Below are 26,517 nucleotides of genomic sequence, written 5' to 3'. Positions count from 1 at the left end.
GACCGAAATGAAAGAGGGCTCCGTCAAGGAGCCCTCGGTTTTTGTGCCGCTGGTCGCGGACTATTACGCTTCGATCGCAGGCCCGGTGGCGCCGTCGAAGCCGAGCGCGCGCAGCGTCTCCAGCTCTGCCTTGCTGCCGACGCCTTCGGCGATGACCTGCAGCCCGATCGACTGCGCCATCGAGCGCACGCCCTTGAGGAACATCTGGTTGCCGGGGTGATGGTCGATGTCGCGCACGAAGCTCGCGTCGATCTTGAGATAATCGATCGCCAGGCCGTGGAAGCGGCCGATCTGGCTGAACTGGCGGCCGAAATGCTCGAGGCCGATCTTGCAGCCGCTGCCGCGCAGCGCGTCGCAGAAATCGCGGAAGGCGTCGAAATGGCTCAGTGCGCCGTTTTCCGGAATCTCCAGCCACAAATGCCTGCCCGCCTCGGGCGCGGCCTTGAGCAGCGCGAGCAGGCGCTGGCGGAATTCTGCGTGCTGGATCGAGCGGCCTGACAGATTGATCGCGACTCCCTGCAAGCCGGCGTCGCTGCGCAAGCTGTCCAAACCCATACTGACTGCGGCAAGATCGAGTTCCGCCGTCATATTCAGGCGTTCGGCCATCGGCAGGAACTGGCCTGCCGCCAGCCATTTGCCGTCGGCGTCGAATTTCAGGCGCAGCGGGCATTCCTTGTGCAGCAGACGGCCCGAGAAATCGACCACGGGAAAGGACACCAGCCGCGTCCAGCGCTGCTGCAGCGAGCGGCGCAGCATCTCCGCCCATTGCTGCGCGCTGTGCGCCGGTGGGTGCTTGCCCGCGCCGCCAGTGGCGCGCACGTTGCTGGTGCCTGCTGCTTCGGCGTCGGCTAGCGCGGCGTCGATGCGGGACAGGACGCCGGCCAGGTTCATCCCGAATGCGTAGTCGCCCAAGCCGATGCAAATCTTCGCGCCGCCTGCCGTGTAGGCGCCGGCTTCCGCCGCCAGCGCCTGGAGCAGTTCGTCGGCACCGGCCTGGCCCGGCTCCTCGCCGGGCAGCAGCAGTGCGAAATCGGCGCCGTTCAGGCGCCCGGCCAGCGCGTCCGGATTGCGCGCCGCGCGTGCGCCGACCAGCTTGGCCACGGCAGCCAGCAACTGGTCGGTGGCAGCCCGCCCCAGATCGCGGTTGATGTCGGCCAGCCCGGCGATGCGGATGAACAGCAGCGCGCCGGCCGGCGCGTCGTCGCTTTCCAGCAGCGACTTCAGGCGCGCCATGAAGTGCGCCCGGTTGGCCAGGCCGGTGAGCGCGTCATGGTTGGCTTCCTTGCGCACGCTTTCCAGGCGCGCGGTTTCTTCGGCAAACATCGATTTCAGGCGCGCCACCGCGAAATTCATCGCCGAGGACAGCTGCTTGAGTTCCGGTACGGACGGCTCGGGCGAGGTGATGAAGCGGCGCTCGGTGATGGCCTTGGCCTGCTCGATGACGGTGTTCAACGGGCGCTTCAGGCGGCGCAGGATCAGGGTGCCGAGATAGCCGCCGAGCAGGCCGGCGCAGGCCAGTGCGGCGATCATCTGCAGGGTCGACTTCCATAGCGCGTTGTAGGCGAAGCGGCTGTGGCTGACCAGCGTGACTCTGCCGACCTGCTTCCAGCCGTCGCTGATCTGCGCCTCGCCGGCCGGCGCCACGATCGGAAAGTATTGCACGAACCAGGCCGGCACCTCCGACTGTTCCTGCCTGGCTTCGCGCTCGGCCAGCGGCTTGCCGAACGGGTCGCGCACGCGGATCGATTCGTAGTGCCCGGAGTCGAACATGGCAGCCACCGCCAGGTCCACTTCAACCGGGTCGACGTTCGCGTGGCTGAGCGACAGCGCCAGCGCCGTGGCGTTGTCCTGATTTTTCTGGCGCAGCTGCTCCTGCAGGTAGGCGCGCGCGCTCAGTGTGGAAGCAAGCAGGCTGCCGATCAGCGCCAACAGGGTACTGAGGATCAAGGCAAGCCAGAGCTGGCGGTACATGGACATATGTATTCTTCCTACGGTGTGAAGACTGGTGCCATCAATCGAATCCCTCGTTATGCGCGCGCTGCAGCAAGTCCTGCCAGCGCGACAGGCGGCCCACGCCGCCCGGACCGGCCTCGGCATTGCCGGCCACGCCGGCGAAGATGCCCTGGCTGTTGAAGCTGAAGACCGGCTGCAGGTCGGTGCGGCGCGAGGCGGGGCGGATTTCGGTGACGAGGTTGTCCAGCACCAGCGGCTCGGCATCCGGCGACGCATAGAACGCCAGCACCATGTGCGCCTGCTGGATCGCGCTGGACGGGCCGCCGATGCGCGCCTTGACGTAGATGAGCCGCAGCTGCTCGACCGGCACGCCTAGCGCCAGCAGGGAAAAGTACTTGGCGATGGAAAAATCCTCGCAGTCGCCCGCGCCCTTGGACAAGGTTTCCATCGGCGTGGCCCAGTAGTCGCTTTGGCCCCAGATCTGCTGGTCGTCGCCGAACTGAATGCGGCGGTTGAAGAATTCGTTTACGCGGCGCAGCTTGTCGCCGACCGCCATCGCCTGGCCATCCCGGATCAACAACTGCCAGTCGCGAAACGGCTGCGGATTGTCGCCGCGGTATTTGGTATAGGTCGCCAGCAGGCGCCCGACGTCGATGGCGACCGCGCGCTCGGACGACAGCAGCAGGGTTCCGGCTGCCACGACAAGCATCAGGCAAAGCAGCCAGGTCGGCAGACGCAAACAGGTAGGCAAAGCGCGGAGCACGCAATAAGTTGTTGTGAGGCAATCATACCATCCGCTACCTGAACCTCCGAGCGCAAACACGGCCCCGCCTCTTGCTGTCCAGCCTAAATCGCAACAGCCGTCAAATCCTGCCCGAATCGCTTCCGCTTTCATCGAAGCGGCGATTTTTATTGCTTATAGGAAAAAATGATGGCTATTTACAACCACTTCGCGTTTTTTCCCGGAAATGTTTGATATATACCAATATAATTCATAAGTGAAAATATTGTAACTTTTTGTATTGGGGGATGTATGAACAAGAAATTGTTAGCCGGCGTTTTGCTTTTCCCGTTATGTGCTACGGCGCAGGTCTCCTCCTTCAAGGAAACAGCTCAGCGCACGCTACTCTCCAATCCCGAAGTGCAATCGCGCTACCACGCCTGGCAGGCCGCCAAGGAAGAGCGCACCGCGGCCTTCGGCGGCTACTTCCCGCGCGCGGACGTATCCGCCAGCGTCAGCCGCGAAAACCGCCACGATCCGCTGTCGCTGGCAACCTACAATCAGAACACCGCGACCCTCACGCTGACGCAGATGCTGTATGACGGCTTTGCCACGCGCAACGATGTGCAGCGCCTGGATCACGCGGCGCTGGTACGGTTCTACGAGCTGCGCGATACGTCCGAAAGCACCGCGCTGGAACTGGTGCGCGCCTATGACGATGTGCAGCGCTATCGCGAGCTGGTCGCCTTTGCCGAGGAAAACTATGTGCAGCACCGCGCCCTGTTCGAGCAGGTGCAGCGCAAGGCGCAGGCTGGCGTGGGACGTCGCGTCGACCTGGAAACCGCTTCCGGGCGCCTGGCGCTGGCGGAATCGAACCTGCTGACCGAAACGGCCAACCTGCACGACGTGACGGCGCGCTTTCAGCGCCTGACCGGCAGCTTGCCGGCCAAGGATCTCGGCGCGGTGCCGGCCATGACCGAGAGCATGCCGGCCGACGTCAACGGCGCGCTGACCGCCGCGATCAAGCGCAACCCGGCGCTGATGGCCGCGCTTGAAAACGTGCGCTCGACCGAGAGTGCCGCGCGCATCCGCAGCGCCAGCTATCAGCCGCGCATCGACTTCCAGGTGCGCAGCGCGTTCGGGCAGAACGTCAGTGGTTACCCCGGAAGCCAGTCGAACCACAGCGGCGGCCTAGTGCTGAACTGGAATTTGTTCAGCGGCGGCTCCGACCTCGCGCGCTCGCGCCAGCTTGCCCAGCAGATCAACGCCGCGCAGGACTTGCTCGACAAGTCCTGCCGCGACCTGCGCCAGACGCTCGCGGTGGCCTATAACGACATGCGCAAGCTGACCGAACAGATCGAGTACCTCGATCAGCATCAGCTGTCCACCGAAAAGTCGCGTGACGCCTACCGCAAGCAGTTCGACATCGGCCAGCGTACCCTGCTCGACCTGCTCGACACCGAAAACGAACTGTTCCAGGCGCGCCGTGCCTACACCAACGCCAGCCATGATCTGACCTCCGCACGCGCGCGGGTGGGGGCGGCCATGGGCGGGCTGATCGCTTCGCTTGGCTTGACCACGCAAGGCGCCGACGCGCTGCCGGAACTGGGCGGTGACAAGGATGCGCAGGAGGTGGCCAGCCGCTGCCAGGCGGAAGCGCCGGCAAGCTATGCGGTGGACAAGGCAGCGCTCAATGCAAGGGCGGATGAGCTGGCGAAGGAGTCGATGTCGTCCGTGCCGCCTGCGCAGCCCGCCGCGCCGGCCCCGGCACCCGGCACGAAACAGCCCGCCGCCCCGCAGAAGAAGCACTGACATCCCGGGCCGCGCCGGTCGGCATTCCGGTGCGGCCCAATGCGTTCCCATTGATTTGAAATATTCTCGTAGAGCAACATTGGTGGTAGAGTTGGCGGGAAATGCCAGCCGCCGTTTTGCCGGCCCGTGCATCGCAACAGCGCCAGACCGTCGACGGAGAAAAAATCGTGGCTGAACAGTTGAAGTTGGATGATCTTCAGAGCTACGGCGAACTGTTCGCTCCTGGCGGCCCGCCGCCGCTGCCGCGTGGCGAGCAGCGCCAGTCGGACCGCAAGCGGGTCGAGGTGGCGGGTGTGCTCACGATCGACGGCGTGCCGGTCGAGGTCAGCACAGTCGATATCTCGTCAGGCGGCATGTGTGTGCGTTCGGTCAGGCAGCTGGCGGTCGGCAAGGAGTGCCAGCTCGGCTTCGCGCTTGCCGCAACCGGCGGCGCGCGCGACCTTGCCGCGCGCGTGCAAGTCATCTACTGCTTCTACACTGTCGAGCAGGATTTCAAGGTTGGCCTGGAATTCCTCCATATCGACGCCGACGCGGCGCGCGACATCAGCCGGTTTGTCGGCGCCTGAACGCCGGCGCGCGCAGCGCGTTCAATGCGGGCGCGTCGCCGCGCTTGCGTAATACTTCTTCACATCCCGCACATAGCGCCTGGTTTCCCTGAAGGGCGGAACGCCCTTGTACTTGCGCACGGTGCCCGGTCCCGAGTTGTACGCGGCGAGCACCTTGTCGACAGTGTCGTGCAGGCTCATCAGGTACTTCAGGTAGGCTGCGCCGGCATTGATATTGGTTTGCGGGTCGTACAGCCGGCGGCTGTCGTGCACGCCGACGAAGCGGCCGGTCTCCGGCGTGATCTGCATCAGGCCGCGCGCGTGCCGCTTCGAGGTCGCGCCCGGCTGGTAGCCGGATTCCTTCTGGATGACGGCATGGATCAGGCTCGCCGGCACGCCGTGCTGGCGCGCCGCGTTGAGTACCATCTGGTGATACGGCTTTTGTTCGCAGGCGTGGCATGTCGCGTTGGCCATGATGTCGTCCACCGACATGGCCAGTTCGGGCGGGGCGTCGTAGCTATGCATCGTGTCGGGCAGGCGGCCGCGCCTGGCGCTCTTGCGCTCGATGCCGAACGTGCTCCATTCGGCCAGGATGTCGCGCGCGGTCGTGGCGCGCATGTGCTTCGGCTTGCCCGGCGTACTGTAGGTTGTTGCCGCGCCCTGCTGCGCCTGATGGTCGGGCTGGAACGGCAGCGCGCCGGAACATGCGCCCAATAGCATCGCCACTGCGATGCATGCCGCCGCCCGCGCGGCGCGCAGCAGGCCTGCCGCCTGGCGCGGTGCCGGCAGCCTGCTCCCTTCCCGATGCACTTCCTTCGCATACATAACATTCTCTCCACAGTGCGCGCGGACGCGGCATGGTCATCCGACGGCAAGCGAGAGAAGGCGGAACGAATGGGCTTCAGGTGCGAAAAGATGGTTGGGCGGCTGGGAAGCTGCGCGGGGAACAAGCGATCAGGAAGACATGTTCTTCCGTTGTCATTCACTCTGTGCAGCTCTGCTGTCGTAGGCGCCGGGCCGGTAGACCAGAAGCTTTGCGTCCCCGCTTTTCAACGGGTTTGCCAATGTCGAGTTGATGGCAGATCCAAGCATACCCGCGGTTATTTCCAATCGGAAATTGAAAATTCCGATATTGGATGGAAGCTTGATTGAGATCGGGCAATTTGTTGCAGGCACACGACGTGTATTGCCTGTGTTGCAAGGAAGGCTGGTTAGGCGGGAGGGATGGAGGCTGTGCAGCCTCCATGGTCGATCAGGCAGAGAGCGTTGCGCTGGCGTTGGCCCATTGCGAGGGGCTGACATCGAGTCTGGGCGCGACGAAACCGGCACCGATCACGCCAACATTATTGAGTGCGCTGACTTGCACATTTTGCAGCTGCGTGATGTTCTGGTTTACGCCCACATTGACGTTCGCCATAGGGCCAAGCCCGGCCAGCCACGAGTTGGCGCCGCCGCGCACGGCAGCCATCGCCTTGCGGTCGAGTTCCTCGCTTTGGGCAAGGTCGTGGATCAGGATGGTTGACATGGAAATTCTCCTCGGGCATGGCGCGGGCGGTCCGGCCCGCGCCATGCGATGTGATTAATGACCGAAGTTGATGTTGTTGCTGCCGGTTTGAGTCGGGTGCACGTTGGCGGTGATGTTGTCCGCGAACGCGACGTTGTTGCCGTTGTTGACAAGGGTGTTCTGGCTCTGGCCGAGCGACTGGGTGGCGTTGAAGCTGAAGTCGCTCTTGGTGACGTCGAACGAAGGGCCGCCCCAGGAATACGGCGAGTAGGAAGGCATGTAGCCGGAGCCGGTGCCGCCGCGCACGGCGTGCATGGCCTTGCGGTCGAGTTCTGCGGCAACGGCCAGGTCTTTGATGATGATGGTTTGCATGGTCAATCTCCTGAAGGGTAAGCAGTGGTTTCGGTGACGAGCGTTGTGTTGCACTCGACAGGGATACAGCAGGGAGCGTGCCAGTGGCTGCATAACGCCCGAAAATATCTCCTAAGTCATTGATAATAAATGGAAAAATCTCTGTGGCGGAAGGCGTGGCGCACAATTCGCCGCCATCCTGTCGAGGAAAAGTGGTGTACGGCGCCAGACACTTTTCCGCATGCTGTTCGCATGGCGGCAACACCGATCTGCTGCGCGGGCGTGCGTCGGCCTTCAAAATTGCGGCGTCAGCCGTTCGAATACCCGCGCCGTGCGAAGACGCGCTGCAAGGCTATAATTGCGCAAGCTTCCATTCGAAACCCTGTTCAACTTGCGGATGCATGGCGCGCTGCCGCGGCATGCATCGCCCGAGGACATTTGCAGGCCGCCCTTGTGAAACTGCGCCACGCCGCCATCCATGTCGTATTGTCTCTGTTGCTGCTGCTTTCGCAGCAACTGGCGATGGCGCACGCGGTTTCCCACCTGTCTTCCGACAATGCTTCCGGCATGGCGCGCCAAAAGCAGCTGCCGCCGGAGCTGCAGTGCGACCAGTGCCTGGCCTTTGCCGCGATCGGTTCGGCCGTCAATGCGCCGCCGCATGACTTCGTCATCGGTCAATCCGTCAACCTGCATGACGCGCTCGCCGCGCCGTGCCCGTTGCTTGCTTCCCCGCAGCGCGTCTTCGATTCGCGCGCCCCGCCTGTCGTCGTTCGTTAAGCGCTTTTGAAGGTCGAACCTGTGCGATGCGTCGCGCGGGTTCGGCATCGCTTTTCACCGACAGGAAATTAACATGCTGAAACACACCGTACTGGCGGCGGCGCTGGCTGCCGCCTTTGGCGCGCCGATGCACGCTCAGGCCGAGAACGACAGGGACCTGGCGCAACTGCGCGACGAAATCCGCCAGATGAAGCAGGATTACGAAGCGCGCATCCAGACATTGGAAAAGCGGCTGCAGGCGGCCGAAGCGCAAGCCGCGCAGGCTCAGGCATCGGCTCCCGCTCCCGCGCAATCCGCCACGGCGGCTGCGGCCAACGCCAACGCCTTCAACCCCGAAGTGTCCCTCATCCTCGGCGGCACCTATGCCAACCTCAAGCAAGATCCCAATCAGTTCCGCATCCAAGGCTTCGTGCCCGGCGGCGAGGACATCGGGCCGGGCGCGCGCAGCTTCAACCTGGGCGAATCGGAGCTGACGCTGCGCGCCAACGTCGATCCGCAGTTCGCCGGGCAGCTGACCTTCGCACTGGCACCCGACAACAGCGTCGGCGTCGAGGAAGCATTTTTCCGCACGCGCGGGCTATCGAACGGGATTAACCTGAAGGGCGGCCGCTTCCTGTCGGCTATCGGTTATCTCAACAGCCAGCATGCGCATGCCTGGGATTTCGTCGACGCGCCGCTGGCTTACCAGGCGTTTTTCGGCGGGCAGTACAAGCCCGACGGCGTGCAGCTCACCTGGCTGGCGCCGACGGAGCGCTTTGTCGAGCTGGGCGTGGAAGCCGGCAACGGCGCTGCCTTCCCCGGCAGCGACCGCAACAAGAATGGCGTCGGCTCTTCCGCGCTGTTCGCCCATGTGGGCGACGACATCGGCGACAGCGCGAGCTGGCGGCTGGGCGCATCCCTGCTGCATACGGGCGCTTCCGAGCGCAGCTTCGACGATGGCGGCGTGAACAACGCCTTCAGCGGCCATTCCAATACCTGGATCGTCGACGCCATCTACAAGTGGGCGCCGAACGGCAATGCGACGCAAACCAATTTCAAGCTGCAGGGCGAATATTTCCGCCGCCGCGAGAGTGGCAGACTGACCTCCGATACGCAGGGCCAGGCGCTGGCCGGTGCGTATGCGAGCGCGCAATCCGGCTGGTATTTGCAGGGCGTCTACCAGTTCCGTCCGCTGTGGCGTGTCGGCCTGCGCTACGACAAGCTGTATTCGGGGACGCCGGAGTTCGGCGCCGGCCTGGACGGCGCCAGCTTCCCGCGCCTGGCTTCCTACAATCCGTCGCGCGGCACCGTCATGCTCGATTATTCGCCGTCCGAGTTCAGCCGTTTCCGGCTGCAGTTCGCGCGCGACAAGTCGCGCCCGGACGCCACTGACAGCCAGATCTTCCTGCAATACATCATGAGCCTCGGCGCGCACGGCGCGCATACGTTCTAAGGAGATGCAAATGAAAAAGATATTTTCTGCCCTGATCGTTTCGGGCGCGGCCCTGCTGGCGCTGCCTGCGCATGCCGCCCTCAACGTGCTGGCCTGCGAGCCGGAATGGGCGGCATTGGCAACCGAAATCGGCGGCGACAAGGTCAAGGCGTCGAGCGCCACCACCGCGCTGCAGGACCCGCACCGCATCGAGGCGCGGCCCAGCCTGATTGCCAGGACGCGCAATGCCGAGCTGCTGGTGTGCACCGGGCTGGACCTGGAAGCCGGATGGCTGCCGATCCTGCGCCAGCAATCGGGCAACCCGAAAATCGAACCGGGCCAGCCGGGCTACCTCGAGGCCGGCAGCCTCGTGCCGCGCCTGGAAGTGCCGACCCGGCTGGATCGCGCGGAAGGCGACGTGCACGCCGCCGGCAATCCGCATATCCAGCAAGACCCGCGCAATATCGCCAAGGTCGCCGAGGCGCTGGCGCAGCGCCTGGCGCAGATCGACCATGCCAATGCCGCTTACTACCAGTCGCGCTACAAGGACTTCGCGGCGCGCTGGAATGCGGCCATCCAGAAGTGGGAGCGTCAGGCCGCGCCGCTCAAAGGCGTGGCCGTGGTCGAGCATCACAAGAACATGGAATACCTGCTGAACTGGCTCGGCATGCGCGCCGTCGGCCAGCTGGAGCCCAAGCCCGGTGTGGAGCCGAGCGCCGCGCACCTGGCGGAGCTGGCGGCCCAGCTGCAGCGCCAGCCGGCGAAGATGGTGCTGCGCGCAGACTACCAGGACGGGCGCGCGTCGCAATGGCTTTCGGAACATGCGCGCATTCCCGCCGTCGCGCTGCCGTTTACGGTGGGCGGCGACGAACGCGCAAAGGACTTGTTCGGCCTGTTCGACGATACCGTGCAACGCTTGCTGGACGCCGCGAAATGAACCTCGACGCGATCGACATCTCCATCATCGCGCCGGCCTTCGCGGCCGGCCTGCTGGTGCTCGCCACGCACGTGCCGCTCGGCGCGCAGGTGCTCAAGCGCGGCATCGTCTTCATCGACCTGGCGATCGCCCAGATCGCGGCGCTGGGCGTGATCGTGGCGGGCTTCGCCGATATCGAGCAGGGCTGGCTGGTGCAGCTCGCGGCGGGCGCGGCCGCGGTGCTGGGCGCGTTCCTGCTGACCTGGACCGAGCGGCGCTGGCCGGACGTGCAGGAAGCGCAGATCGGCGTACTGTTCGTGCTGGCCGCCACCGGCAGCCTGCTGCTGCTGGCGCACAATCCGCACGGCGGCGAACACTTGCGCGATCTGCTCGCCGGCCAGATCCTATGGGTGCGCTACGAACAGCTGGCCGTGCCGCTGGCGGCGACCGTGTTCATCGCAGCCGCGATCTTCCTGTGGAAGGACCGGCTGCGGCGGCTGGCGTTCTACCTGCTGTTTGCGCTGGCTGTCACGATCTCGGTGCAGCTGGTCGGCGTGTACCTGGTGTTCGCCAGCCTGATCGTGCCGGCGCTCGGCGTGCGCAACTACGCGCCGGGAAAGCGCCTGCCGCTGGCCTACGTGATCGGGATCGCGGGCTATGCTGTCGGCCTGCTGGCGTCGATGGTGTTCGATCTGCCGTCCGGCGCGCTCATCGTCTGGTGCCTGGCGCTGCTGGCGATGGCGGTGCATGCGGCAGGGCCGGGGCCGGCGAAGCCGGCCGCATAGAGTTGTTTGCGGCCTGCTTCGTGCATGGGGCTTTTTATGGCTGGTCGGCGCCGTGCCATACCGTCTTGATGTTCACGAACTCGCGGATTCCGAATGAAGACAGTTCGCGCCCGTAGCCCGAATGCTTGACGCCGCCGAACGGCAGGCGCGCGTCCGATTTCACGAACGCATTCACGAACACGCTGCCCGCCTCGATTTCGCGGGCGATGCGGTCGGCCCGTGCGCGGTCGCGGGTGAAGAGCGCCGCGCCGAGGCCGTATTCCGAGCGGTTGGCCAGCGCGATCGCCTGGTCTTCGTCGGCCGCTTCGATGATGGCCGCCGCCGGGCCGAAGATTTCTTCATCGAACGCAGCCATCCCCGGCTTCACGTCGGCCAGCACCGTGGGCGGATAGCAGGCGCCCGGCCCCGCGGGAATGGCGCCGCCGGCCAGCAGCCGCGCGCCTTGCTGCACCGTCTTTTGCACCTGGTCATGCACGCCGTCGCGCAGGTCGGCGCGCGCCAGCGGCCCGATGCCGGTGGCGTCGTCCTTCGGATCGCCATAGCGGATCGCCTTGAATTCCTCCGCATAGCGCTGCACGAACCGCGCATATAGGGGCGACGCGACGATGAAGCGCTTGGCCGCGATGCAGCTTTGTCCGGCATTGATCAGCCGGCTCTGCACGCAGGTCTTCACCGCCAGTTCCAGGTCCGCGTCTTCCAGCACGAGGTAGGCGTCGCTGCCGCCCAGTTCCAGCACCGTCTTTTTCAATTCGGAGCCGGCGATGCCCGCCACCGATCTGCCGGCCGGCGTGCTGCCGGTCAGCGTGACGGCGCGCACCAGCGGATGGCGGATGATCTTTTCGACGCGCGCGCTCTCGACCAGCAGCGCGCCGAACACGTGCTGCGGAAAACCAGCCTGCTCGAAGATTTCCTGGATCGCTAGCGCGCAGCCGCAGACGTTCGATGCGTGCTTGAGCACGCCGACGTTACCGGCCATGAGGGAGGGGGCGGCAAAGCGGAACACTTGCCAGAACGGGAAATTCCACGGCATCACCGCCAGGATCACGCCGAGCGGGTCGAAGGCGACGTAGCTGTCGGCGGCATCGCTGTCGACGTGCTGGTTCGCCAGGAAGCCTTGCGCATGGTTGGCGTAGAAGTCGCAGCAGGAGGCGCACTTCTCGATTTCGCTCACGCCGTCCCGCAGCACCTTGCCCATTTCGTCGGCCATCAGGACGGCCAGTTCGCGCTTGCGATCGCGCAGCACGGCGGCAGCGGAATGCAGGAGCCGCGCGCGTTCCGCGAACGGCGTGCGGCGCCAGTCGTGGAATGCCCGGTCGGCGGCCCGGATGCGCTGGTCGACCTGTTCGTCGCTTTCGGGAGCGTAGGTGTGAATCGTTTCTCCGGTGTAAGGGTTGACGCTTTGCATGGCGCCTCCTTGGCAGGATGTCGAGGTGGAACTTCGCGGCGCACTGAAGGCGCCATTCACCACTACGACTGTGCTGATTGCACACCGTTCCGTCGCGCATGGCGTTGAACCAAACACGGCACGATTTATCACATTGGTCATGTCGTTTCACCTATGGCGCCTGCATGAAAACTTGCTGCAGGCGAAGAAAGACGGCATGTCCGCCACCGGCATGTCCGCAACCTGGAGCCACGCCTATGAGCACCACTACCCGCCCAGCGATCGATGTCTTTTCGCCTTACGCCATGGGGCCGCTGCAGTTGAAGAACCGGATGGTGATGGCGCCGCTGACCAGAAGCCGTGCCGGCGAAGGGAATGTGCCGTCGGACATGGCGCCGACCTATTACAGCCAGCGCGCTGGCGCCGGACTGATCATTACCGAGGCGACGCAGGCCGGCGCGGGTGGCCAAGGCTATATCGCCACGCCCGGCATCCACAGCGACGCGCAAGTGGCGCAATGGAAGAAGGTCACCGATGCAGTGCATCAGAAGGGCGGCTTGATCGTCGTGCAACTCTGGCATGTGGGACGCATCTCGCATCCGGATTTTCGCGGGGGCAATTGCCGGTAGCCCCTTCGGCCATTGCGCCACGCGGCGTCCAGACCTATACCGCGCAAGGATTGCAGCCGATTCCGGCGCCGCGCGCGTTGCAGGCCGATGAAATTCCCGGCATCGTCGAGGAATTCAGGCTGGCGGCAAAAAATGCGCAGATCGCCGGCTTCGACGGCGTTGAAGTACATGGCGCAAACGGCTACCTGCTCGATCAGTTCCTCGAAGACGGCACTAACCAGCGTGCGGACCGCTATGGCGGCAGCGTGGAAAACCGTGCGCGCCTGCTGTTCGAGGTGATCGAGGCGGTGACCCAGGTCTGCGGCAGCGAGCGTGTCGGCGTGCGGCTGTCACCGGGCGGCACCTTCAACGACATGTGCGACTGCCATCCGCAGGAAACGTTCGGCTACGTCGTGCAGCGCCTTGCAACGCTGAACCTCGCCTACCTGCATCTGATCGAGCCGGCGCAGCCGCAGGGCGAGCATCCGATGCCCGACTTGAGCGCTCGCTTTTTCCGGCCACTCTATCCGCGCACGCTGATCGTCGCCGGCGGCTACACGCGGGATCGGGCGAATGCGGTGTTGCGCGACGGGCTGGCCGACCTGGTCGCGTTCGGCCAGCTGTTTCTCGCCAATCCAGACCTGGTGGAACGCTTCCGGCGTGGCGCGCCGCTCAATACCCCCGACCCGCAAACGTTCTATGGCGGCGGCGCCGAGGGATACACCGATTACCCGACCATGGGTCAGGCTGGTTGATGGGCGTCGCCCATCCGGGCGGTAATCTCGTAGGAACGCAGGCGCGCGGCGTGGTCGAAGATCTGGGAAGTGATCATCAGCTCGTCGGCGCCGGTGCGCGCGACGAAAGCCTGTATGTCGCGTGCCACCGTGGCAGGCGCGCCGATGGCCGAGCAGGACAGCACTTGTTCCAGCAAGGCGCGTTCCTGCGGCCCGAGCCGGTCGCGATAGCCGGCAACCGGCGGCGGCAGGCGCGCAGGGCGGCCGCTGCGCAGGTTGACGAAGGCTTGCTGCACTGAGCTGGCGAGAAACTGCGCCTCGTCGTCGCTGTCGGCGGCGATCACGTTAAAGCCGAGCATCACATGCGGGCGCTGCAGCTGCGCCGACGGGCGGAATGTCGCGCGGTACAGCGCGATGGCTTGCATCATCTGGGCCGGCGCGAAATGCGACGCGAATGCATACGGCAGCCCGAGCGCGGCCGCCAGTTGTGCGCCGAACAGGCTCGATCCCAGTATCCAGATCGGCACGTTCAGGCCGGCGCCGGGCACCGCGCGCACCGGCCGCCTGCCTTGCGCCGCGAAGTAATCCATCAGCTCGGCCACGTCCTGCGGGAACTCGTCCGGATCGGAATCGAGGTTGCGCCGCAGGGCGCGCGCCGTGGCGGGGTCGGAACCGGGCGCGCGTCCCAGCCCGAGGTCGATGCGGCCCGGGTAGAGCGATTCGAGCGTGCCGAATTGTTCGGCGATCACCAGCGGTGAATGGTTCGGCAGCATGATGCCGCCGGCGCCGACCCGGATGCGCGACGTGCCGCCGGCCACGTGGCCGATCAGCACGGCCGTCGCCGCGCTGGCGATGCCCGGCATGCCATGGTGTTCCGCCAGCCAGTAGCGGCGGTAGCCCCAGCGCTCGGCGTGCTGTGCCAGGTCCAGCGTATTGCGGAACGATTGCGCGGCATCGCTGCCTTCGGCGATCGGGGACAGGTCGAGGATGGAAAAGGGGATCATGGATCGTCTCAGCCGCGGCCGAGTCCGGTCAGCAGGTCGGGCTGGACGATTTCGATCCAGTAGCCGTCCGGGTCCTTGATGAAGGCCACGTCCTTCATCTTGCCCTGGTCGGGGCGCTTGACGAACGCGACCTGGTTGTCGTCGAACCAGCGCACGGCGGCGGCCAGGTCCGGCACCGAAAAGCAGATATGGCCGAAGCCCTGCGGCTTGGCGTTGCCGTCGTGGTAGCGGAAATCGGGATCGCTTTCGGTGCCCCAGTTGTGCGTCAGTTCCAGGATGCCGCGCTGGCTGAAGGTCCAGGCGGTGCGCTCGCCCGCGTCGTCCGGCACGGCGGCGTCATCCGCTTTGGCCAGGAAGTACAGCGAAAACTGCATCTCCGGGAAATCGAGCTTGCGCAGCGCGCGCATGCCGAGCACGCCGGTGTAAAAGGCGAGCGATACTGCAGGGTCCTTTACGCGCAGCATGGTGTGGTTCAGCGTGAAGCCGCGCGTCGCGGCCGGCACTTCGGCGCTGGCGCCATGATGCGATTCGGTGGTGAAAGTCATCGTCAGATTCCTTGATGATGGGAGCGTCTGCCGCCGGTTACTCCGATTCCGGCTGCGGCTGCGGGTTTTCCTCTTCGCCCGGCATCGGGATCCAGTGGCCCAGGCGCGCGGCCTTGGTGCCGAGGTAGCGCTCGTTGAACGGGTTGCGGTTGACGATCAGCGGCACGCGCTGCGCCACCGGGATGTGCGCATCTTCCAGCGCCTTCATCTTGCGCGGATTGTTGGTCATCAGCCTGAGCGACTTGATGCCGAGCTGCTGCAGCATCGGCTTGACCAGCCGGTAGTCGCGCATGTCGGGCGCAAATCCCAGCGCATGGTTGGCCTCGACCGTGTCGGCGCCGGCTTCCTGCAACTGGTAGGCGCGGATCTTGTTGACCAGGCCGATGCCGCGCCCTTCCTGGCGCAGGTAGAGCACCGCACCGCGGCCTTCCGCGGCGATGCGCCGCAGCGCCGTCTCCAGCTGCGCGCCGCAGTCGCAGCGCTGGCTGAACAGGGCGTCGCCGGTCAGGCATTCGGAATGGATGCGCGCGAGCACCGGCTCGTCGCCGCCGAGCTCGCCCAGCGTGATCGCCAGGTGTTCCTTGCCGGTCGCCTGCTCGACGAATGCATGCAGCGCGAACGTCGCCCAGGGCGTCGGCAGCTGGCACGGCGGGATGTACTGCAAAGCGGGTTGTGCATCCGCCGCTTGGTCGGCCTTGGGAGTCGGCAGCGTGTCCAGATCGTTCATGTCAAAGTGCTCGTGGTGTAAAAGTGTTGGTGAAGCCAGCCGCCTCAGTGGCGGATGCCCAGCAATGCATAGGTCGCGTCCAGCGCATCCTCCAGCGCCTGGCGCGTGCGGTGGACCTTGCCGAGCACGGTCGCGCCCAGCCACATCTGGTACAGCACCTGCGCGGTCTTGGGCGCATCGAGCGCCGGCGCGATGGAGCCTTCCCGGATGCCGCGCCCGATGCAGGCCGCCAGCACGGCGGTCACGCGCGAGGTGCCCTGCTGCAGCGTGATGCGCATCGTGTCCGACAGGTCGGCGACTTCGGCGCCGAGCTTGACGACGACGCATTTGCCTTCCACGTCATGGCAGGACTGGGTGTCGATCCATTCGCTGAAAAAACGCAGCAACTGCTCGCTGGCCGGCGCCGCGCCGGGACGCAATGCCTGCTCCAGGCGCGCCAGATACCGGTCGAAATAATCCTGCAACAGCGTATTGCCGAAATCTTCCTTCGACTTGAAGTAGTGATAGAACGAGCCTTTCGGCACGCCGGCCGATGTCAGGATTTCATTCAGACCGACCGCGGCAAAGCCCTTGCCGAGGATGATGGCGCGCGCGGTATTGAGGATATGCTGCCGGGTGTCGGTGAATTCCTTGTCCATGGGACCCAGTATAGCAGGATTAGACCGGTCGTCTAGAAAGGCCGGGCCTGCCGTGGGGCTATGGGATTTACCGGTGGGGGTAAGAAGGTCCAGGCGGCGCCGCCGCCTCTTATTTTTCTCGATCCAGAATGCTTTCGATTTGCTGCCGGGTAATTACCCCTTCCTTGACCATCACTTGCTGGCCCGACGCATTGTAAAGAATGCTAATGGGGAAGCCTCTGGCGCCGAACTGCTGTGCCATCGCCGCGTCGCCGGCGACGACCGGATAAGTCACCCCCAGTTTGCCGGCGAACTGGGCTACCCGCTGCGCGCTCTGCCCGTCGACTGCCAGCCCGAGCACGACGAGTTCCTTGCGCGCCTTGCTCAAGGCTTCCAGCTCGGGCATTTCGGACAGGCAGGGAGCGCACCACGTCGCCCACAGGTTGACCAGCACCCATTTTCCGGCGTGGCCGGCAAGGGAATGCTGCTGCCCGCGGGTGTCCGTGAATGAAAAATCGGCCGCGCCAGCCAGCGTCGACAACGCCAGCAACGCCGTCATCAAGACAAGTCGCTTCATCATGCGTCTCCTTTTTCATCCTTCGTGGGCTTGCCCAAAACGCTAGAACCGCCCGCTCACGCCGACGACGAACGCCTTGTTCGCGGTCAGCTGCACGCCATTGACGTTCTGGTACAGCGGCTTCTGGAAGTAGCCGTAAACCTGCACCTTGTCCGACACGGCGTAGCTCAGTCCCGGGCTGAGCGACAGGTAACGGCCGCCGCTGTCCTCCGGTTCGGCTTGCGCTCCGCTGTCGCGCCGTTTCACCAGGAAGTTCAATTGCACCAGCGCGCCCAGCTTGTCCGTCACGCCGTAGCGATAGCCGAGATCCACGCCCAGCTGGCTGCCCGGCTTGAAATCGTCATGCGAATTGAGCGCTTGCTGGTACTGCGCCTGTGCGAACCAGGATGCATCCGATTGCGGCAGCTTTTGGTGGTAATACGCGCCGATGATCGCATCGGTGGTGCCCGTGCCCGGCTGCAGCGTGCGCTCGGCCAGGTCGCCGTCTTCGTTGGCGAGCGTCGTTCTGCCGGTCGGCAGCTTCAATCCGAACGTGATGCCGGTCGCGCTCGGCGTCAGGGGATTGCCGACATCCGGCAGCTGGTACCTGCCAATCACCCGCACATCTCCAAGCTCGGTGAAGTTCCACTGCTCGGGAATCGGTGTCCCATGATGGTTATGGATGTGGAGGTGGTCGCGGTCGACGATCGGCGCGGTGACCGACACGCCCCACTCGGCGTTGAACGTATGAGAATACGTCATCAGCAGATTGCGGTTCACCGTGCTGATTTCGTCGTGGTGCCGTGCAATCTGCCCGACGGCCACATTGTCGGTGCCGCTGCGCGGCTGGGTCTGGTGCACGTATTCGTAACGCAGGTCGAGGACCGATCCGGCTTCCGTCGCGGCGCTTTCCGAGGTCCAGTTGCTGTTGACGGTGCAAAAGGCCGAGCCGCAGCTGGCAAGGGCGAGGGGGGAAACGATGCTGCCGATGGCGCCGCAGGCGGCAAGCGCGAATAATGCCGATGCTTTCATTTTTCACCTCCGATGTTTTCCTGGCCTATGCCCGAGGCAAGGGGAATGCGTCCGGGGCATGGCCGCCGCACGCCATCCGGCATGCGGCGATTGATGAGACCGGCTGTCCGCGCGCAGGCGCAAGGACAGCGGCATGCAATGCAAGTCAGGAAAATGCGGGTGGCGCGCGCGAATGCGGGGTGGCCCACACGAAGAGCGGGCGCGGCGATTGAGCGAAGAGGGCGGGAAGAAGGCACGCTTGTCTGGTCACCGCGAGCGGCGAAGGCGCCAAAGGCGGCAAGCCGAATGAACCCGCATGCGTCAGGCAGAACGGGCAATGTTCGAAAGTCGCCCCATTTTGGGCGGGAGCCGGGGAATGGTGGGCTGCACGCGTTGCCATCCCGTCCGCGACAGGGCCGCTCATCGAGCAGATATCCGCCGGGTAGGAATGCCTTTCGCGTGCCGCAGAAAGCGCATGGGAAATCGTCGGCGCAAGAGCTGCCAGCAGGATCGAAAAGCAGGCGATCCATGCAGCAACATACCTGATCCGTAACTTGATTCCCATGAAAGTCCTGAAATGTTTTGGCACGATCCGTCTTGGCCGCAGATACCCTTCTGCATGCAGGACCGTTCCAGGCGCAGCCAATGATATATTCTAGAGGCAACTTAAAAGATTGACTTGCATCAATTTATCAAGGATGGCCTATATCTTGCGGAAATCCTGCCACGTTTGACCTTGCGAAACCGGCAAAGTGTCGGGATAGGCAGCCTGGCATGCGAGGGCACGATCGTACGAATCGCTGCCAACCCCATGAATCGCGAGCGCTGGAGCGTCGATATGGTTGATAATATCAACTATGATGCGAAAAACAGCTGATTCTTCAACCACATGACCGCCAGGCTTTCAGACGACGTGATCGAGTCGATCCACGCGATCATGCACCTCTACCGCTCGCGCCAGTACCGCGCATTGCGCGGCGGGCCGCACGACATCACGCACATGGAAAACAAGGCGCTGGGCTTTTTTGCGCGGCATCCCGGCGCGACCCAGAGCGACCTCGTCTCGCATTCGGGGCGCGACAAGGCGCAGCTCGCGCGCCTGATCCACAGCTTGCGCGACAAGGGCTTGCTGGAGGCGCGTGTCGATGCCGACGACCGGCGCAGCACGCGCCTGCAACTGACGCCGGAAGGAGCGGCGATCCACAAGCGCCTGCACAAGCAAGGCACGCGCCTGTCCGGCATCGCCGTCAAGGGATTGAGCCAGGAGGAGTGCGACCAGCTCGTGTCGCTGCTGCAGCGGGTGCGCGCCAACCTTGAATCCGAACCGGAATAACATAAGCGATCGAGGAACTCGTTTTGCAATCCTGGACACTCACCGTCACGCTCGCCGGGCTTGCCATGCTCGGCGCTTTCGCCATCGACACCTTCCTGCCGTCCTTTCCCGCCATCGCCGACCAGTTTTCGGTCAGCATGGCCGTGGTGCAGCTGGCGTTGAGCGCGTACCTGCTCGCCTTTTCCTTCATGAGCCTGTTCTATGGCACGCTGTCCGATTCCTTCGGGCGGCGTCCCGTCATCCTGGCGTCCCTGCTGCTCTTTACCGCGGCGTCCATCGGCGCGGCCTTCGCTCCCAGCTTCGGCTGGCTACTGACCTTCCGCGTGCTGCAAGGGCTGTCCGCCGGCGGCGGGCGAGTGATCGGCCAGGCCATCATCCGCGACCGTTTCTCGGGCGCGGCGGCGCAGCGCCTGATGTCCCATGTCACGCTGGTGTTCGGACTGGCGCCGGCCATCGCGCCGGTGCTGGGAGGGTATTTGCATGTCGCGTTCGGCTGGCGCTCGGTCTTCGTTTTCATGACGGTGCTCGGGCTGGCATTGTTGGCGGCATGTCTTCGTTTCTTGCCCGAGAGCCTGCCGCCGGCATCCCGTATCCGGTTTCATCCCGTCACGCTGGCGGGAAATTATTGGAGCGCGTTGCGGCATCCGCAATTCGTCGCCAGGACACTGGCTGTCGGACTTGGCTTTGGCGGACTGGGACTGTATATCGCCTCGGCGCCCAGTTTCATCATCAAGATCTTGCATCTGCCCGAGACTGCCTTCGCCTGGCTGTTCTTGCCGATGATCGGCGGGATGATGATCGGTTCCGCCTTCAGCGCCAGGCTGGCGCATCGCGTGCGGCCGCCCGCCGTGCTGCGGATCGGGTTCGCCTGCATGGGACTTGCCGCCGGCGCCAACCTTGTCTACAACGGGTTCTTTGTCGCCGCAGTGCCCTGGGCCGTCCTGCCGATCATGCTGTACACGTTTGGATTGGGCCTGACGATGCCGGTGATGAGCCTCATGACGCTCGACCTGTTTCCGAAGGTGCGCGGGATGGCGGCGTCCCTGGTGAGTTTTGTGCAGATGCTGATCTTCTCTCTCGTTTCGGGTGTCATTGCCCCCATGCTCTTCGATAGCGCGGTCAAATTGGCGGAAGGCATGGCGGTGGTTTTCGTGCTCGCCATGGTTTGCTGGGGTATCGGTGCGCGATCCGGAAAATAACGGGAAACGACGCAAAGGGCGGGCTGACCTTCGCCCATGATGAAAGAACCAGGTTCAGGCAAAATGAGCGATGCCTTCCGCTAGCGAGCGGTGAGGCGCAAAGGTAAGACTGCATGAATTGCTTATTGATAGGGAAAGGTGTTCGATGAAACTGTATTACTCCCCCGGTGCATGCTCGATGGCTCCGCACATCGTCGCGTTGGAAGCGGGTTTGAAAATGGAACTGGTCAAGGTCGACATCCCCAACAAGAAGACGGAAAGCGGGGACGATTTTTGGAAAATCAACCCGAAGGGATACGTGCCCGCGCTGGTGCTCGACAATGGCGAGCTCATCACCGAAGTGGCCGTGATCTGCCAGTATCTCGCCGACCAGGCGCCGGCAAGCGGGCTTGCTGCCGCCTTGGGGACGATGGAGCGTTACCAGTTGATGTCTGCCCTCAATTTCGTTGCGACGGAAGTGCACAAGCAGATCGGCGCGCTGTTTAATCCCGCGCTCACCGCGGAGATGAGAGTGGTGCAGACCGCAACGATCACCCGCAGGCTAAACACCCTGGACCAGATGCTGGCCGGCCGTGCATTCATGATGGGCGAGCGCTTCACGGTCGCCGATGCGTACCTGTTCACGGTCTTGAACTGGACCCGTTTCCACAAAATCGACCTCGGCCAGTGGCAGAACATCCCGGGCTACATGGCGCGCGTCGCCGGCCGGGAAAAGGTAAAGCAAGCCATGCGCGAAGAAGGATTGCCCGCCTAGCATTCGCAGCGTTCAAAAAAGGAGCCGTGCCATGAAAATCGCCGTTGAAACCACCGTCGCCGCACCCATCGAGGAAGTCTGGCGGGCATATACGACGCCCGAGGACATCAAGCAGTGGAATGCCGCGTCCGCCGATTGGCACACAACCGCCGCCGCAGTGGACCTGCGTGTCGGCGGCTCCTTCTCCTCGCGCATGGAGGCCAGGGACGGCAGCGTGGGATTCGATTTCGCCGGCACTTACACGAATATCGTCAAGCACAAATTGATCGAGTATTCCTTCGGCGACCGCGCAGCGCAAGTCGAGTTCGACGACCGTCCGCAAGGCGTCCGGGTGCGCGTCACCTTCGACAGCGAGCCCACGTATTCGATCGAACAGCAGCGCGACGGGTGGCAGGCCATTCTGGACAGCTTCACCCGCCATGTCGAGGCAGCCGGGGACGGTGAATCTACCTGAGGCGCTTCGGACTGAGCGCATCCAGGTCGACACGGAAGGCTGCCACCGCGTCGGGAACGGGTTCACCACGCACGAGCGACGCGTAAAGCATCCCGGCTGCAGGGGCAGTCTGGATGCCATATCCGCCCTGTCCGGCCGCCCAGAAAAATCCAGGCACATCGGGGTCATGGCCGCCGACCAATTCGCCGTCGGCGACAAACGACCGCAGCCCGGCCCAGACATGTTTGGGCCGGCGTACCGTCATCGTCGTCTGCGTCTGAATGACATCGATCGCCGTCGCGATGTCCAGTTCCTCGGCCTGGACATCGTGCGGCTCGACCGGGTCCGCGTTGAACGGCGAACCGAGCAGCAGTCCCGCGTCGGGCTTCACATAAAAGGAATGGCCCGTATCCATGAATAGCGGCCAGCGGCCGGCTGCGACGCCGTCCGGAGGCGCGAAGAGCATGGCCGACCGACGCTTCGGGATCAAGCCGATCGGACGGGCGCCGGCCAGACGGCCGATCTCGTCCGCCCACGCGCCGGCGGCATTGACGATGACATTGGCGGAAATGACGCCGTGGTTCGTGCTCACCTGCCACTGGCCATCGTATCGACGCAAACCCTGCACCTGCGTGTCGACGACGACGCTGCCTCCGTTGGCGCGCACGCCGCGCAGGAATCCCTGCAGCAGGCCGTCGACGTCAATATCGGCCGCATCCCTCTCCAGCACCGCGCCGACCAGTCCGTCCGGTTTCAGCACGGGGATGCAGGCGAGCGTTTCCTTCTTGTCGAGGCGGTCGACGGACGACACCAGGCGCACCAGCGCCTCATGCGCATCCAGCTCGGCTTCCTGCCCTTCCCGCGCAAAGGCCAAGGCGCCGCGCGGCGTCAGCAGCGGATGCTCGCAGAACCCTGCCGGCGGCGCATCGAAGAAGGCCCGGCTCGCGCACGTCAGCGCGCGCACCTGCGGCGGGCCGTAGCTTGCCATGTACAGCGCCGCGGAGCGTCCCGTGCTGTGGTACCCGGCGTGGGATTCGCGCTCAAGAACGATCACCTGGGCATGCCGCGACAGCCAGTAGGCGATGGATGACCCGGCGATACCGGCGCCGATGACAAGGAAATCTGCTTTCACACTGTTCATGCGACTGTTCGTATTTTTTTATGGGATATCGGGTTCTTCGTTGGCCTGCCTGCGGGCGATAAAGCGCCCAGGCAGGTCGCACTAACGACCTATTATGGCAGCCTTTCGCATCGGGATAGTTATGCCAGTTTCATGACTGCGCCTTCGCCGCTGTCAGGTTGACGGCTGCCATGACTGCCTTGGCCAGGTCTTGCGCCTTGCCCTGTCCCCAATAATGCAGGAACATGAGCCGAGGTTCCTCGTGCGTCATGTGCTGGTGAATCGCGGCGATGTTAATGCCGGCGCCGCGCAGGGATTTCAAGACCGGCTGCAGTTCATCCTCCGACACGGCAAAATCGCCGTCGACGACCGCCTGGCTATCGGTTCCGGCAAATCCGGCCCAGGTGTTTGCCCCCATCGCGTCGCCCGCGGTTACCCCGTGCATCTTGACCGGATGTCCGAAGGAGACCTTGAACATCCCGTTGCTGCTTTCGCCTTTCTTGCCGAAGACGGCTTCCAGCGGCGCACCCGTAATCCGGTTCTGCGCGGGGACAGGTTCAGCGGGGTATTGATTGGCAGGGGCGGCGTGCTGCGACCGGACGCGGTCGGCGGCCTCCAGCACTTTCTTCACGCCGGCGCCGAGCTTCGCCGGGTCCCCCATGCCGTCGATGTGCATGAAGTAGATGCGAGGCTCTTCAAAGAAAAAGTGGTTATGCAAGGCGGTCACTTCGAGCCCATTCTGCAGGGCGGCGTCCATTGCCGGACCAACCTCGTCCTCGTACAGGACGTTGTCCCCCATGACCAGCGCCTCGCCGTTCCCGGCCGGCGTAAAGGCGGCATATGAGCTGGCGCCCAGAAAAGGCGGAATCTTCCACCCGGTCACAGCCGCCATATTCGGGCGGGGCTTCGTTACCTTGAAGACGTTTTCTTTGGCGTTGTAGCTGCCCTTCATGCCAATGGCTTGTTCAATGCGCGCGGTATCGAATGCCGGCCCTTGCGCCCAGACAGGCGCGGCAAGTGCGGCTGAAATGGCGACAGAAACAGCAAAACGGTTCAACATGGCGGATCTCCTTCACGAATGCATGAGCGGATAAAGAACCAGGCCGGCAAACGCTGCAGCGGCAATGACAACGGGCTCCTGCAGCTTCTTGAATCGCCACAGCAGGGCTGCGGTGGCCAGCGCGATGACGACGGTCGGAATATCAACCATCGAACGGCGTGCCAGCACGATGACCGAACCGGTAATGGCGCCGATGGCGGCGGCGGTAATCCCGTCGACGAAGGCGACCACGCCCGGCAACTTGCCGTATTTCTTGAAGTACGGCGCCGGGATGATGGTGAACAGGTAGCAAGGGATGAACGTAGCCAGCGCCGCAACCACTGCTCCTGCGAATCCGGCAATCAGGAAGCCGATAAATCCGACAGTAATGACGACCGGTCCAGGCGTGATCATCGCCACCGCGACGGCGTCGACGAACTGCTTGTCGTTGAGCCAATGGTGCTCCTGCACAACCCCGCCATACAGGAAGGGGACGATCGCCAGGCCGGAGCCAAAGACGAACGCGCCGGCTTTGCCGAAGAACAGCGCGATTTTGGCGAGCAACGGCGCTCCCGTCGTGCCAAGCATTCCGGCGGCTAATGGAACGTGTGCAAGAGCTGCCGCGTTCAGGCTGCTCCCGGCAAACCATTTCGGCGGAGCCCGCAGGAACCACACCAGCACGCCGGACGCAATAAATAACCATGCGACTTCTGATTCCGTGACGACGGTCACGACGACGAGCAGCAGGTAAATGGCCCAAAGCAGCTTGTCCTTCTTGATGCTTTTATCGGTGAGCTTCTTCGCGCTCATCGCAATGATGCCGATGACGGCCGCTCCCACGCCATAGAAAACCGCCTGCATCCAGGACAAGCCGCCAAAGCGGACATAGGCCCAGCCAAGTGCCACTACCATGAGAAACGACGGCAGGACGAAGGCAATCCCGGCAAGCGTCGCACCGAGAATGCGGTAGTGCACATACCCGAGGTAAATGCCGAGCTGGGCGGCCAGGGGGCCGGGCGCCATTTGCGCCAGTGCCAGCCCTTCCTTGTAATCGCTGTCGGAAATCCATTTGCGGTCTTCCACCAGGTCGCGGTGCATGTAGCCCACCAGCGCGACCGGCCCGCCGAATCCGAGCGCGCCCAGGCGCAGCATGTACAGCACCATTTGCCAGAGCGTATACCTTGATGCGTTGTGTGCCTCGTCCATATGGAACCTTTCTTGCCAAAATACCTGCGCAATGAGTCGAGGACGACGCCGATTTGATTCAGCAGTGCGTTGCGTCCCGCGGCGTTGCAGCGCCGAATGAACCAGGGGCTTGCAACGCGGTCGATCCAAAGACGTTGGACGCCGCGCATGCCCGCGTCGCGCTTATCCTTTGACGCACACCACCTGCTTGAGGGTATGCACCACTTCCACCAGGTCTTGCTGTGCCTGCATCACCGCATCGATATCCTTGTACGCCATCGGGATTTCATCGATCACGCCGGCGTCCTTGCGGCATTCGACACCCTGCGTGGCCCGGACCTGGTCGTCGACCGTGTAGCGCCGCTTCGCTTCGCTGCGGCTCATGGTACGGCCGGCGCCGTGGCTGCAGCTGTGGAAGCTTTCCGGGTTGCCCTTGCCGCGCACGATGTAGCTTTTCGCGCCCATCGAGCCGGGAATGATGCCCAGCTCCCCGGCGCGCGCCGACACCGCGCCCTTGCGCGTGACGAGCACTTCGCGGCCGAAGTGCGTCTCCTTCTGCACGTAGTTGTGGTGGCAATTGACCGCCTCCACATGTGCGTCGAACGGTTTTACGATCACGCTGCGCACCGCCGCCACCAGGTTCTGCATCATCACCTCGCGGTTCATGCGCGCGAACTTCTGCGCCCAGCCGACCGCCTGCACGTAGTCGTCGTAGTGCTTCGTTCCTTCGGACAGGTAGGCGAGGTCCTGGTCCGGCAGATTGACCTGGTGCGCGCGCATGTCCTGCCTGGCCAGCTCGATGAAGTGCGAGCCGATCGCGTTGCCCACGCCGCGCGAGCCGGAATGCAGCATCAGCCACACGAAGCCGGCCTCGTCCAGGCAGATCTCCACGAAATGGTTGCCGGTGCCGAGCGTGCCGAGATGGCGATAGTTGTTGGTGTTTCTCAGCTTCGGCGTCTTGGCGCAGATGGCGTCGAATTCCTCCTTCAGCTGCGCCCAGGCGGCGTCCACCGAGCGCGGCGGCGTATCCCACGAACCCACGTCGTGGCCCTTGCGTCCGCGCACCTTCGACAGCCCGTGCGGGATCGCGCGCTCGATCGCGCCGCGCAGCTTGCCGAGGTTGTCCGGCAGATCCTTGGCCGTCAGCGTGGTCCTGGCCGCCATCATGCCGCAGCCGATGTCGACGCCGACGGCGGCCGGAATGATGGCGCCGACGGTCGGGATCACGCTGCCGATGGTCGAGCCCTTGCCGAGATGCACGTCCGGCATCGCCGCGATGTGCTTGTAAATGAAGGGCATCTGCGCGGTATTGGCCAGCTGGCGTTTCGCTTCCTCTTCCACCGGCACCCCGCGGGTCCACATCTTGACCGGTCGTCCCCCGGCGACGGCCAGCACATCGTATTGCTCGTGCTTCATCACATTCCTTCAGCCGACATCACCTTGCTTCAGCCGACATCACCTTGCTTCAGCCAGTAGACCACGGCTTGCGCAAT

General features: G+C 64.1%; 28 protein-coding genes, 1 pseudogene and 1 riboswitch. Of the genes and pseudogenes, 12 read left to right on the top strand and 17 right to left on the bottom strand.

The features are described from left to right. Positions 1–63: 63 nt before the first annotated feature. The gene (locus tag FAY22_RS17675; protein WP_146331633.1) at positions 64–1,977 is read right to left on the bottom strand and encodes an EAL domain-containing protein; all 1,914 of its coding nucleotides are present in this window, start codon (positions 1,975–1,977) and stop codon (positions 64–66) included. 34 nt (positions 1,978–2,011) lie between these two features. Continuing rightward, positions 2,012–2,662, bottom strand: a complete 651-nt coding sequence (locus tag FAY22_RS17670) for a transglutaminase-like cysteine peptidase (protein WP_146333512.1) — start codon at positions 2,660–2,662, stop codon at positions 2,012–2,014. Positions 2,663–2,986: 324 nt separating this feature from the next. Here FAY22_RS17670 and FAY22_RS17665 point away from each other — a divergent pair, with 324 nt between their 5' ends. Together FAY22_RS17665 and FAY22_RS17660 are read left to right on the top strand one after the other, a co-directional pair. Then, on the top strand, positions 2,987–4,486 hold the full coding sequence (locus FAY22_RS17665; RefSeq protein WP_146331631.1) for a TolC family outer membrane protein: 1,500 nt from the start codon (positions 2,987–2,989) through the stop codon (positions 4,484–4,486). 101 nt (positions 4,487–4,587) lie between these two features. After that, complete coding sequence (locus FAY22_RS17660; protein WP_146331629.1) at positions 4,588–5,052, top strand: PilZ domain-containing protein; 465 nt, start codon at positions 4,588–4,590, stop codon at positions 5,050–5,052. 21 nt (positions 5,053–5,073) lie between these two features. On the opposite strand, the gene FAY22_RS17655 is transcribed toward FAY22_RS17660, so the two are convergent. The 3 genes from FAY22_RS17655 to FAY22_RS17645 all read right to left on the bottom strand — a co-directional run bounded on the left by FAY22_RS17655 (position 5,074) and on the right by FAY22_RS17645 (position 6,907). After that, positions 5,074–5,856 (bottom strand): lytic transglycosylase domain-containing protein, encoded by a 783-nt coding sequence (locus tag FAY22_RS17655; RefSeq protein WP_146331627.1) that lies wholly within the window; start codon positions 5,854–5,856, stop codon positions 5,074–5,076. A 162-nt stretch (positions 5,857–6,018) separates the two neighbouring features. Next, positions 6,019–6,104, bottom strand: a riboswitch (cyclic di-GMP riboswitch). A 179-nt stretch (positions 6,105–6,283) separates the two neighbouring features. Beyond that, a complete protein-coding gene (locus FAY22_RS17650; protein WP_146331625.1) occupies positions 6,284–6,556 on the bottom strand; it encodes a hypothetical protein in 273 nt (90 codons plus the stop codon). 54 nt (positions 6,557–6,610) lie between these two features. Continuing rightward, on the bottom strand, positions 6,611–6,907 hold the full coding sequence (locus FAY22_RS17645) for a hypothetical protein (RefSeq protein WP_146331623.1): 297 nt from the start codon (positions 6,905–6,907) through the stop codon (positions 6,611–6,613). Positions 6,908–7,036: 129 nt separating this feature from the next. Between FAY22_RS17645 and FAY22_RS17640 the strand changes: the two genes are divergently transcribed. From FAY22_RS17640 to FAY22_RS17625, 4 genes are all read left to right on the top strand, one after another. After that, a complete protein-coding gene (locus FAY22_RS17640; protein WP_146331621.1) occupies positions 7,037–7,663 on the top strand; it encodes a hypothetical protein in 627 nt (208 codons plus the stop codon). 73 nt (positions 7,664–7,736) lie between these two features. Then, a complete protein-coding gene (locus tag FAY22_RS17635) occupies positions 7,737–9,095 on the top strand; it encodes a hypothetical protein (RefSeq protein ID WP_146331620.1) in 1,359 nt (452 codons plus the stop codon). A 10-nt stretch (positions 9,096–9,105) separates the two neighbouring features. After that, positions 9,106–10,011 (top strand): metal ABC transporter solute-binding protein, Zn/Mn family, encoded by a 906-nt coding sequence (locus FAY22_RS17630; RefSeq protein WP_146331618.1) that lies wholly within the window; start codon positions 9,106–9,108, stop codon positions 10,009–10,011. After that, on the top strand, positions 10,008–10,775 hold the full coding sequence (locus FAY22_RS17625; protein WP_146331616.1) for a metal ABC transporter permease: 768 nt from the start codon (positions 10,008–10,010) through the stop codon (positions 10,773–10,775). The genes FAY22_RS17630 and FAY22_RS17625 overlap by 4 nt, the downstream gene beginning before the upstream one ends. Before the next feature lie 34 nt (positions 10,776–10,809). Here the strand turns inward: FAY22_RS17625 and FAY22_RS17620 are convergent, their stop codons facing one another. After that, positions 10,810–12,180 carry an NAD-dependent succinate-semialdehyde dehydrogenase gene (locus FAY22_RS17620; protein ID WP_146331614.1) on the bottom strand — a complete coding sequence of 457 codons (1,371 nt, stop codon included), beginning with the start codon at positions 12,178–12,180 and terminating at the stop codon, positions 10,810–10,812. A 236-nt stretch (positions 12,181–12,416) separates the two neighbouring features. On the opposite strand from FAY22_RS17620, the pseudogene FAY22_RS17615 reads away from it, so the two are divergent. Further along, positions 12,417–13,522 (top strand): annotated as a pseudogene (locus FAY22_RS17615) (alkene reductase). Here FAY22_RS17615 and FAY22_RS17610 read toward each other — a convergent pair. From FAY22_RS17610 to FAY22_RS17580, 7 genes are all read right to left on the bottom strand, one after another. Continuing rightward, positions 13,510–14,505: an LLM class flavin-dependent oxidoreductase gene (locus FAY22_RS17610; protein WP_146331612.1), complete on the bottom strand. Its 996-nt coding sequence runs from the start codon at positions 14,503–14,505 to the stop codon at positions 13,510–13,512. The pseudogene FAY22_RS17615 and the gene FAY22_RS17610 overlap by 13 nt on opposite strands. Positions 14,506–14,513: 8 nt before the next feature. Next, complete coding sequence (gene gloA / locus FAY22_RS17605) at positions 14,514–15,050, bottom strand: lactoylglutathione lyase (RefSeq protein ID WP_146331610.1); 537 nt, start codon at positions 15,048–15,050, stop codon at positions 14,514–14,516. Between the two features lie 37 nt (positions 15,051–15,087). Continuing rightward, positions 15,088–15,777: a GTP cyclohydrolase II gene (gene ribA / locus FAY22_RS17600; RefSeq protein ID WP_146331608.1), complete on the bottom strand. Its 690-nt coding sequence runs from the start codon at positions 15,775–15,777 to the stop codon at positions 15,088–15,090. Between the two features lie 44 nt (positions 15,778–15,821). Then, the gene (locus FAY22_RS17595) at positions 15,822–16,415 is read right to left on the bottom strand and encodes a TetR/AcrR family transcriptional regulator (RefSeq protein ID WP_146331606.1); all 594 of its coding nucleotides are present in this window, start codon (positions 16,413–16,415) and stop codon (positions 15,822–15,824) included. A 109-nt stretch (positions 16,416–16,524) separates the two neighbouring features. Further along, a complete protein-coding gene (locus FAY22_RS17590; RefSeq protein ID WP_146331604.1) occupies positions 16,525–16,974 on the bottom strand; it encodes a TlpA disulfide reductase family protein in 450 nt (149 codons plus the stop codon). A gap of 39 nt (positions 16,975–17,013) precedes the next feature. Then, on the bottom strand, positions 17,014–17,982 hold the full coding sequence (locus FAY22_RS17585; protein ID WP_146331602.1) for a transporter: 969 nt from the start codon (positions 17,980–17,982) through the stop codon (positions 17,014–17,016). Positions 17,983–18,127: 145 nt separating this feature from the next. After that, the gene (locus FAY22_RS17580; RefSeq protein WP_146333511.1) at positions 18,128–18,526 is read right to left on the bottom strand and encodes a DUF2946 domain-containing protein; all 399 of its coding nucleotides are present in this window, start codon (positions 18,524–18,526) and stop codon (positions 18,128–18,130) included. Between the two features lie 114 nt (positions 18,527–18,640). Here FAY22_RS17580 and FAY22_RS17575 point away from each other — a divergent pair, with 114 nt between their 5' ends. From FAY22_RS17575 to FAY22_RS17555, 5 genes are all read left to right on the top strand, one after another. Beyond that, positions 18,641–18,838, top strand: coding sequence for a hypothetical protein (locus FAY22_RS17575; protein WP_146331600.1), 198 nt, complete (start codon positions 18,641–18,643; stop codon positions 18,836–18,838). A 12-nt stretch (positions 18,839–18,850) separates the two neighbouring features. Further along, complete coding sequence (locus tag FAY22_RS17570; protein ID WP_246860549.1) at positions 18,851–19,294, top strand: MarR family winged helix-turn-helix transcriptional regulator; 444 nt, start codon at positions 18,851–18,853, stop codon at positions 19,292–19,294. Between the two features lie 23 nt (positions 19,295–19,317). Further along, positions 19,318–20,493 carry a multidrug effflux MFS transporter gene (locus FAY22_RS17565; protein ID WP_246860548.1) on the top strand — a complete coding sequence of 392 codons (1,176 nt, stop codon included), beginning with the start codon at positions 19,318–19,320 and terminating at the stop codon, positions 20,491–20,493. A gap of 145 nt (positions 20,494–20,638) precedes the next feature. Then, on the top strand, positions 20,639–21,247 hold the full coding sequence (gstA, locus tag FAY22_RS17560) for a glutathione transferase GstA (RefSeq protein ID WP_146331598.1): 609 nt from the start codon (positions 20,639–20,641) through the stop codon (positions 21,245–21,247). A gap of 31 nt (positions 21,248–21,278) precedes the next feature. Beyond that, complete coding sequence (locus tag FAY22_RS17555; protein WP_146331596.1) at positions 21,279–21,701, top strand: SRPBCC family protein; 423 nt, start codon at positions 21,279–21,281, stop codon at positions 21,699–21,701. Here the strand turns inward: FAY22_RS17555 and FAY22_RS17550 are convergent. The 4 genes from FAY22_RS17550 to FAY22_RS17535 form a co-directional block, all read right to left on the bottom strand. After that, positions 21,694–22,821, bottom strand: coding sequence for an FAD-binding oxidoreductase (locus FAY22_RS17550; protein ID WP_146331595.1), 1,128 nt, complete (start codon positions 22,819–22,821; stop codon positions 21,694–21,696). The two genes, FAY22_RS17555 and FAY22_RS17550, sit on opposite strands and share 8 nt — an antisense overlap. Positions 22,822–22,951: 130 nt before the next feature. Beyond that, on the bottom strand, positions 22,952–23,860 hold the full coding sequence (locus FAY22_RS17545; RefSeq protein ID WP_146331593.1) for a DUF1259 domain-containing protein: 909 nt from the start codon (positions 23,858–23,860) through the stop codon (positions 22,952–22,954). A 12-nt stretch (positions 23,861–23,872) separates the two neighbouring features. After that, complete coding sequence (locus FAY22_RS17540) at positions 23,873–25,045, bottom strand: chromate transporter (RefSeq protein ID WP_146331590.1); 1,173 nt, start codon at positions 25,043–25,045, stop codon at positions 23,873–23,875. Positions 25,046–25,207: 162 nt separating this feature from the next. Further along, a complete protein-coding gene (locus tag FAY22_RS17535) occupies positions 25,208–26,440 on the bottom strand; it encodes an RtcB family protein (RefSeq protein ID WP_146331588.1) in 1,233 nt (410 codons plus the stop codon). Positions 26,441–26,517: the final 77 nt, after the last annotated feature.

The organism is Noviherbaspirillum sp. UKPF54 (genome assembly GCF_007874125.1).
Lineage (GTDB): Bacteria > Pseudomonadota > Gammaproteobacteria > Burkholderiales > Burkholderiaceae_D > Noviherbaspirillum.
The sequence above is the reverse complement of the archived record's forward strand: the minus strand, read 5'-3'. Positions and strand labels throughout refer to the sequence as shown.

Bases quoted from the DNA above. Each gene is read 5' to 3' on its own strand.
- FAY22_RS17675 (WP_146331633.1), bottom strand. From the start codon at position 1,977: ATGTCCATGTACCGCCAGCTCTGGCTTGCCTTGATCCTCAGTACCCTG.
- FAY22_RS17670 (WP_146333512.1), bottom strand. From the start codon at position 2,662: ATGCTTGTCGTGGCAGCCGGAACCCTGCTGCTGTCGTCCGAGCGCGCG.
- FAY22_RS17665 (WP_146331631.1), top strand. From the start codon at position 2,987: ATGAACAAGAAATTGTTAGCCGGCGTTTTGCTTTTCCCGTTATGTGCT.
- FAY22_RS17660 (WP_146331629.1), top strand. From the start codon at position 4,588: ATGCCAGCCGCCGTTTTGCCGGCCCGTGCATCGCAACAGCGCCAGACC.
- FAY22_RS17655 (WP_146331627.1), bottom strand. From the start codon at position 5,856: ATGTATGCGAAGGAAGTGCATCGGGAAGGGAGCAGGCTGCCGGCACCG.
- FAY22_RS17650 (WP_146331625.1), bottom strand. From the start codon at position 6,556: ATGTCAACCATCCTGATCCACGACCTTGCCCAAAGCGAGGAACTCGAC.
- FAY22_RS17645 (WP_146331623.1), bottom strand. From the start codon at position 6,907: ATGCAAACCATCATCATCAAAGACCTGGCCGTTGCCGCAGAACTCGAC.
- FAY22_RS17640 (WP_146331621.1), top strand. From the start codon at position 7,037: ATGGAAAAATCTCTGTGGCGGAAGGCGTGGCGCACAATTCGCCGCCAT.
- FAY22_RS17635 (WP_146331620.1), top strand. From the start codon at position 7,737: ATGCTGAAACACACCGTACTGGCGGCGGCGCTGGCTGCCGCCTTTGGC.
- FAY22_RS17630 (WP_146331618.1), top strand. From the start codon at position 9,106: ATGAAAAAGATATTTTCTGCCCTGATCGTTTCGGGCGCGGCCCTGCTG.
- FAY22_RS17625 (WP_146331616.1), top strand. From the start codon at position 10,008: ATGAACCTCGACGCGATCGACATCTCCATCATCGCGCCGGCCTTCGCG.
- FAY22_RS17620 (WP_146331614.1), bottom strand. From the start codon at position 12,180: ATGCAAAGCGTCAACCCTTACACCGGAGAAACGATTCACACCTACGCT.
- FAY22_RS17610 (WP_146331612.1), bottom strand. From the start codon at position 14,505: ATGATCCCCTTTTCCATCCTCGACCTGTCCCCGATCGCCGAAGGCAGC.
- gloA (WP_146331610.1), bottom strand. From the start codon at position 15,050: ATGACTTTCACCACCGAATCGCATCATGGCGCCAGCGCCGAAGTGCCG.
- ribA (WP_146331608.1), bottom strand. From the start codon at position 15,777: ATGAACGATCTGGACACGCTGCCGACTCCCAAGGCCGACCAAGCGGCG.
- FAY22_RS17595 (WP_146331606.1), bottom strand. From the start codon at position 16,415: ATGGACAAGGAATTCACCGACACCCGGCAGCATATCCTCAATACCGCG.
- FAY22_RS17590 (WP_146331604.1), bottom strand. From the start codon at position 16,974: ATGATGAAGCGACTTGTCTTGATGACGGCGTTGCTGGCGTTGTCGACG.
- FAY22_RS17585 (WP_146331602.1), bottom strand. From the start codon at position 17,982: ATGAAAGCATCGGCATTATTCGCGCTTGCCGCCTGCGGCGCCATCGGC.
- FAY22_RS17580 (WP_146333511.1), bottom strand. From the start codon at position 18,526: ATGGGAATCAAGTTACGGATCAGGTATGTTGCTGCATGGATCGCCTGC.
- FAY22_RS17570 (WP_246860549.1), top strand. From the start codon at position 18,851: ATGACCGCCAGGCTTTCAGACGACGTGATCGAGTCGATCCACGCGATC.
- gstA (WP_146331598.1), top strand. From the start codon at position 20,639: ATGAAACTGTATTACTCCCCCGGTGCATGCTCGATGGCTCCGCACATC.
- FAY22_RS17555 (WP_146331596.1), top strand. From the start codon at position 21,279: ATGAAAATCGCCGTTGAAACCACCGTCGCCGCACCCATCGAGGAAGTC.
- FAY22_RS17550 (WP_146331595.1), bottom strand. From the start codon at position 22,821: ATGAACAGTGTGAAAGCAGATTTCCTTGTCATCGGCGCCGGTATCGCC.
- FAY22_RS17545 (WP_146331593.1), bottom strand. From the start codon at position 23,860: ATGTTGAACCGTTTTGCTGTTTCTGTCGCCATTTCAGCCGCACTTGCC.
- FAY22_RS17540 (WP_146331590.1), bottom strand. From the start codon at position 25,045: ATGGACGAGGCACACAACGCATCAAGGTATACGCTCTGGCAAATGGTG.
- FAY22_RS17535 (WP_146331588.1), bottom strand. From the start codon at position 26,440: ATGAAGCACGAGCAATACGATGTGCTGGCCGTCGCCGGGGGACGACCG.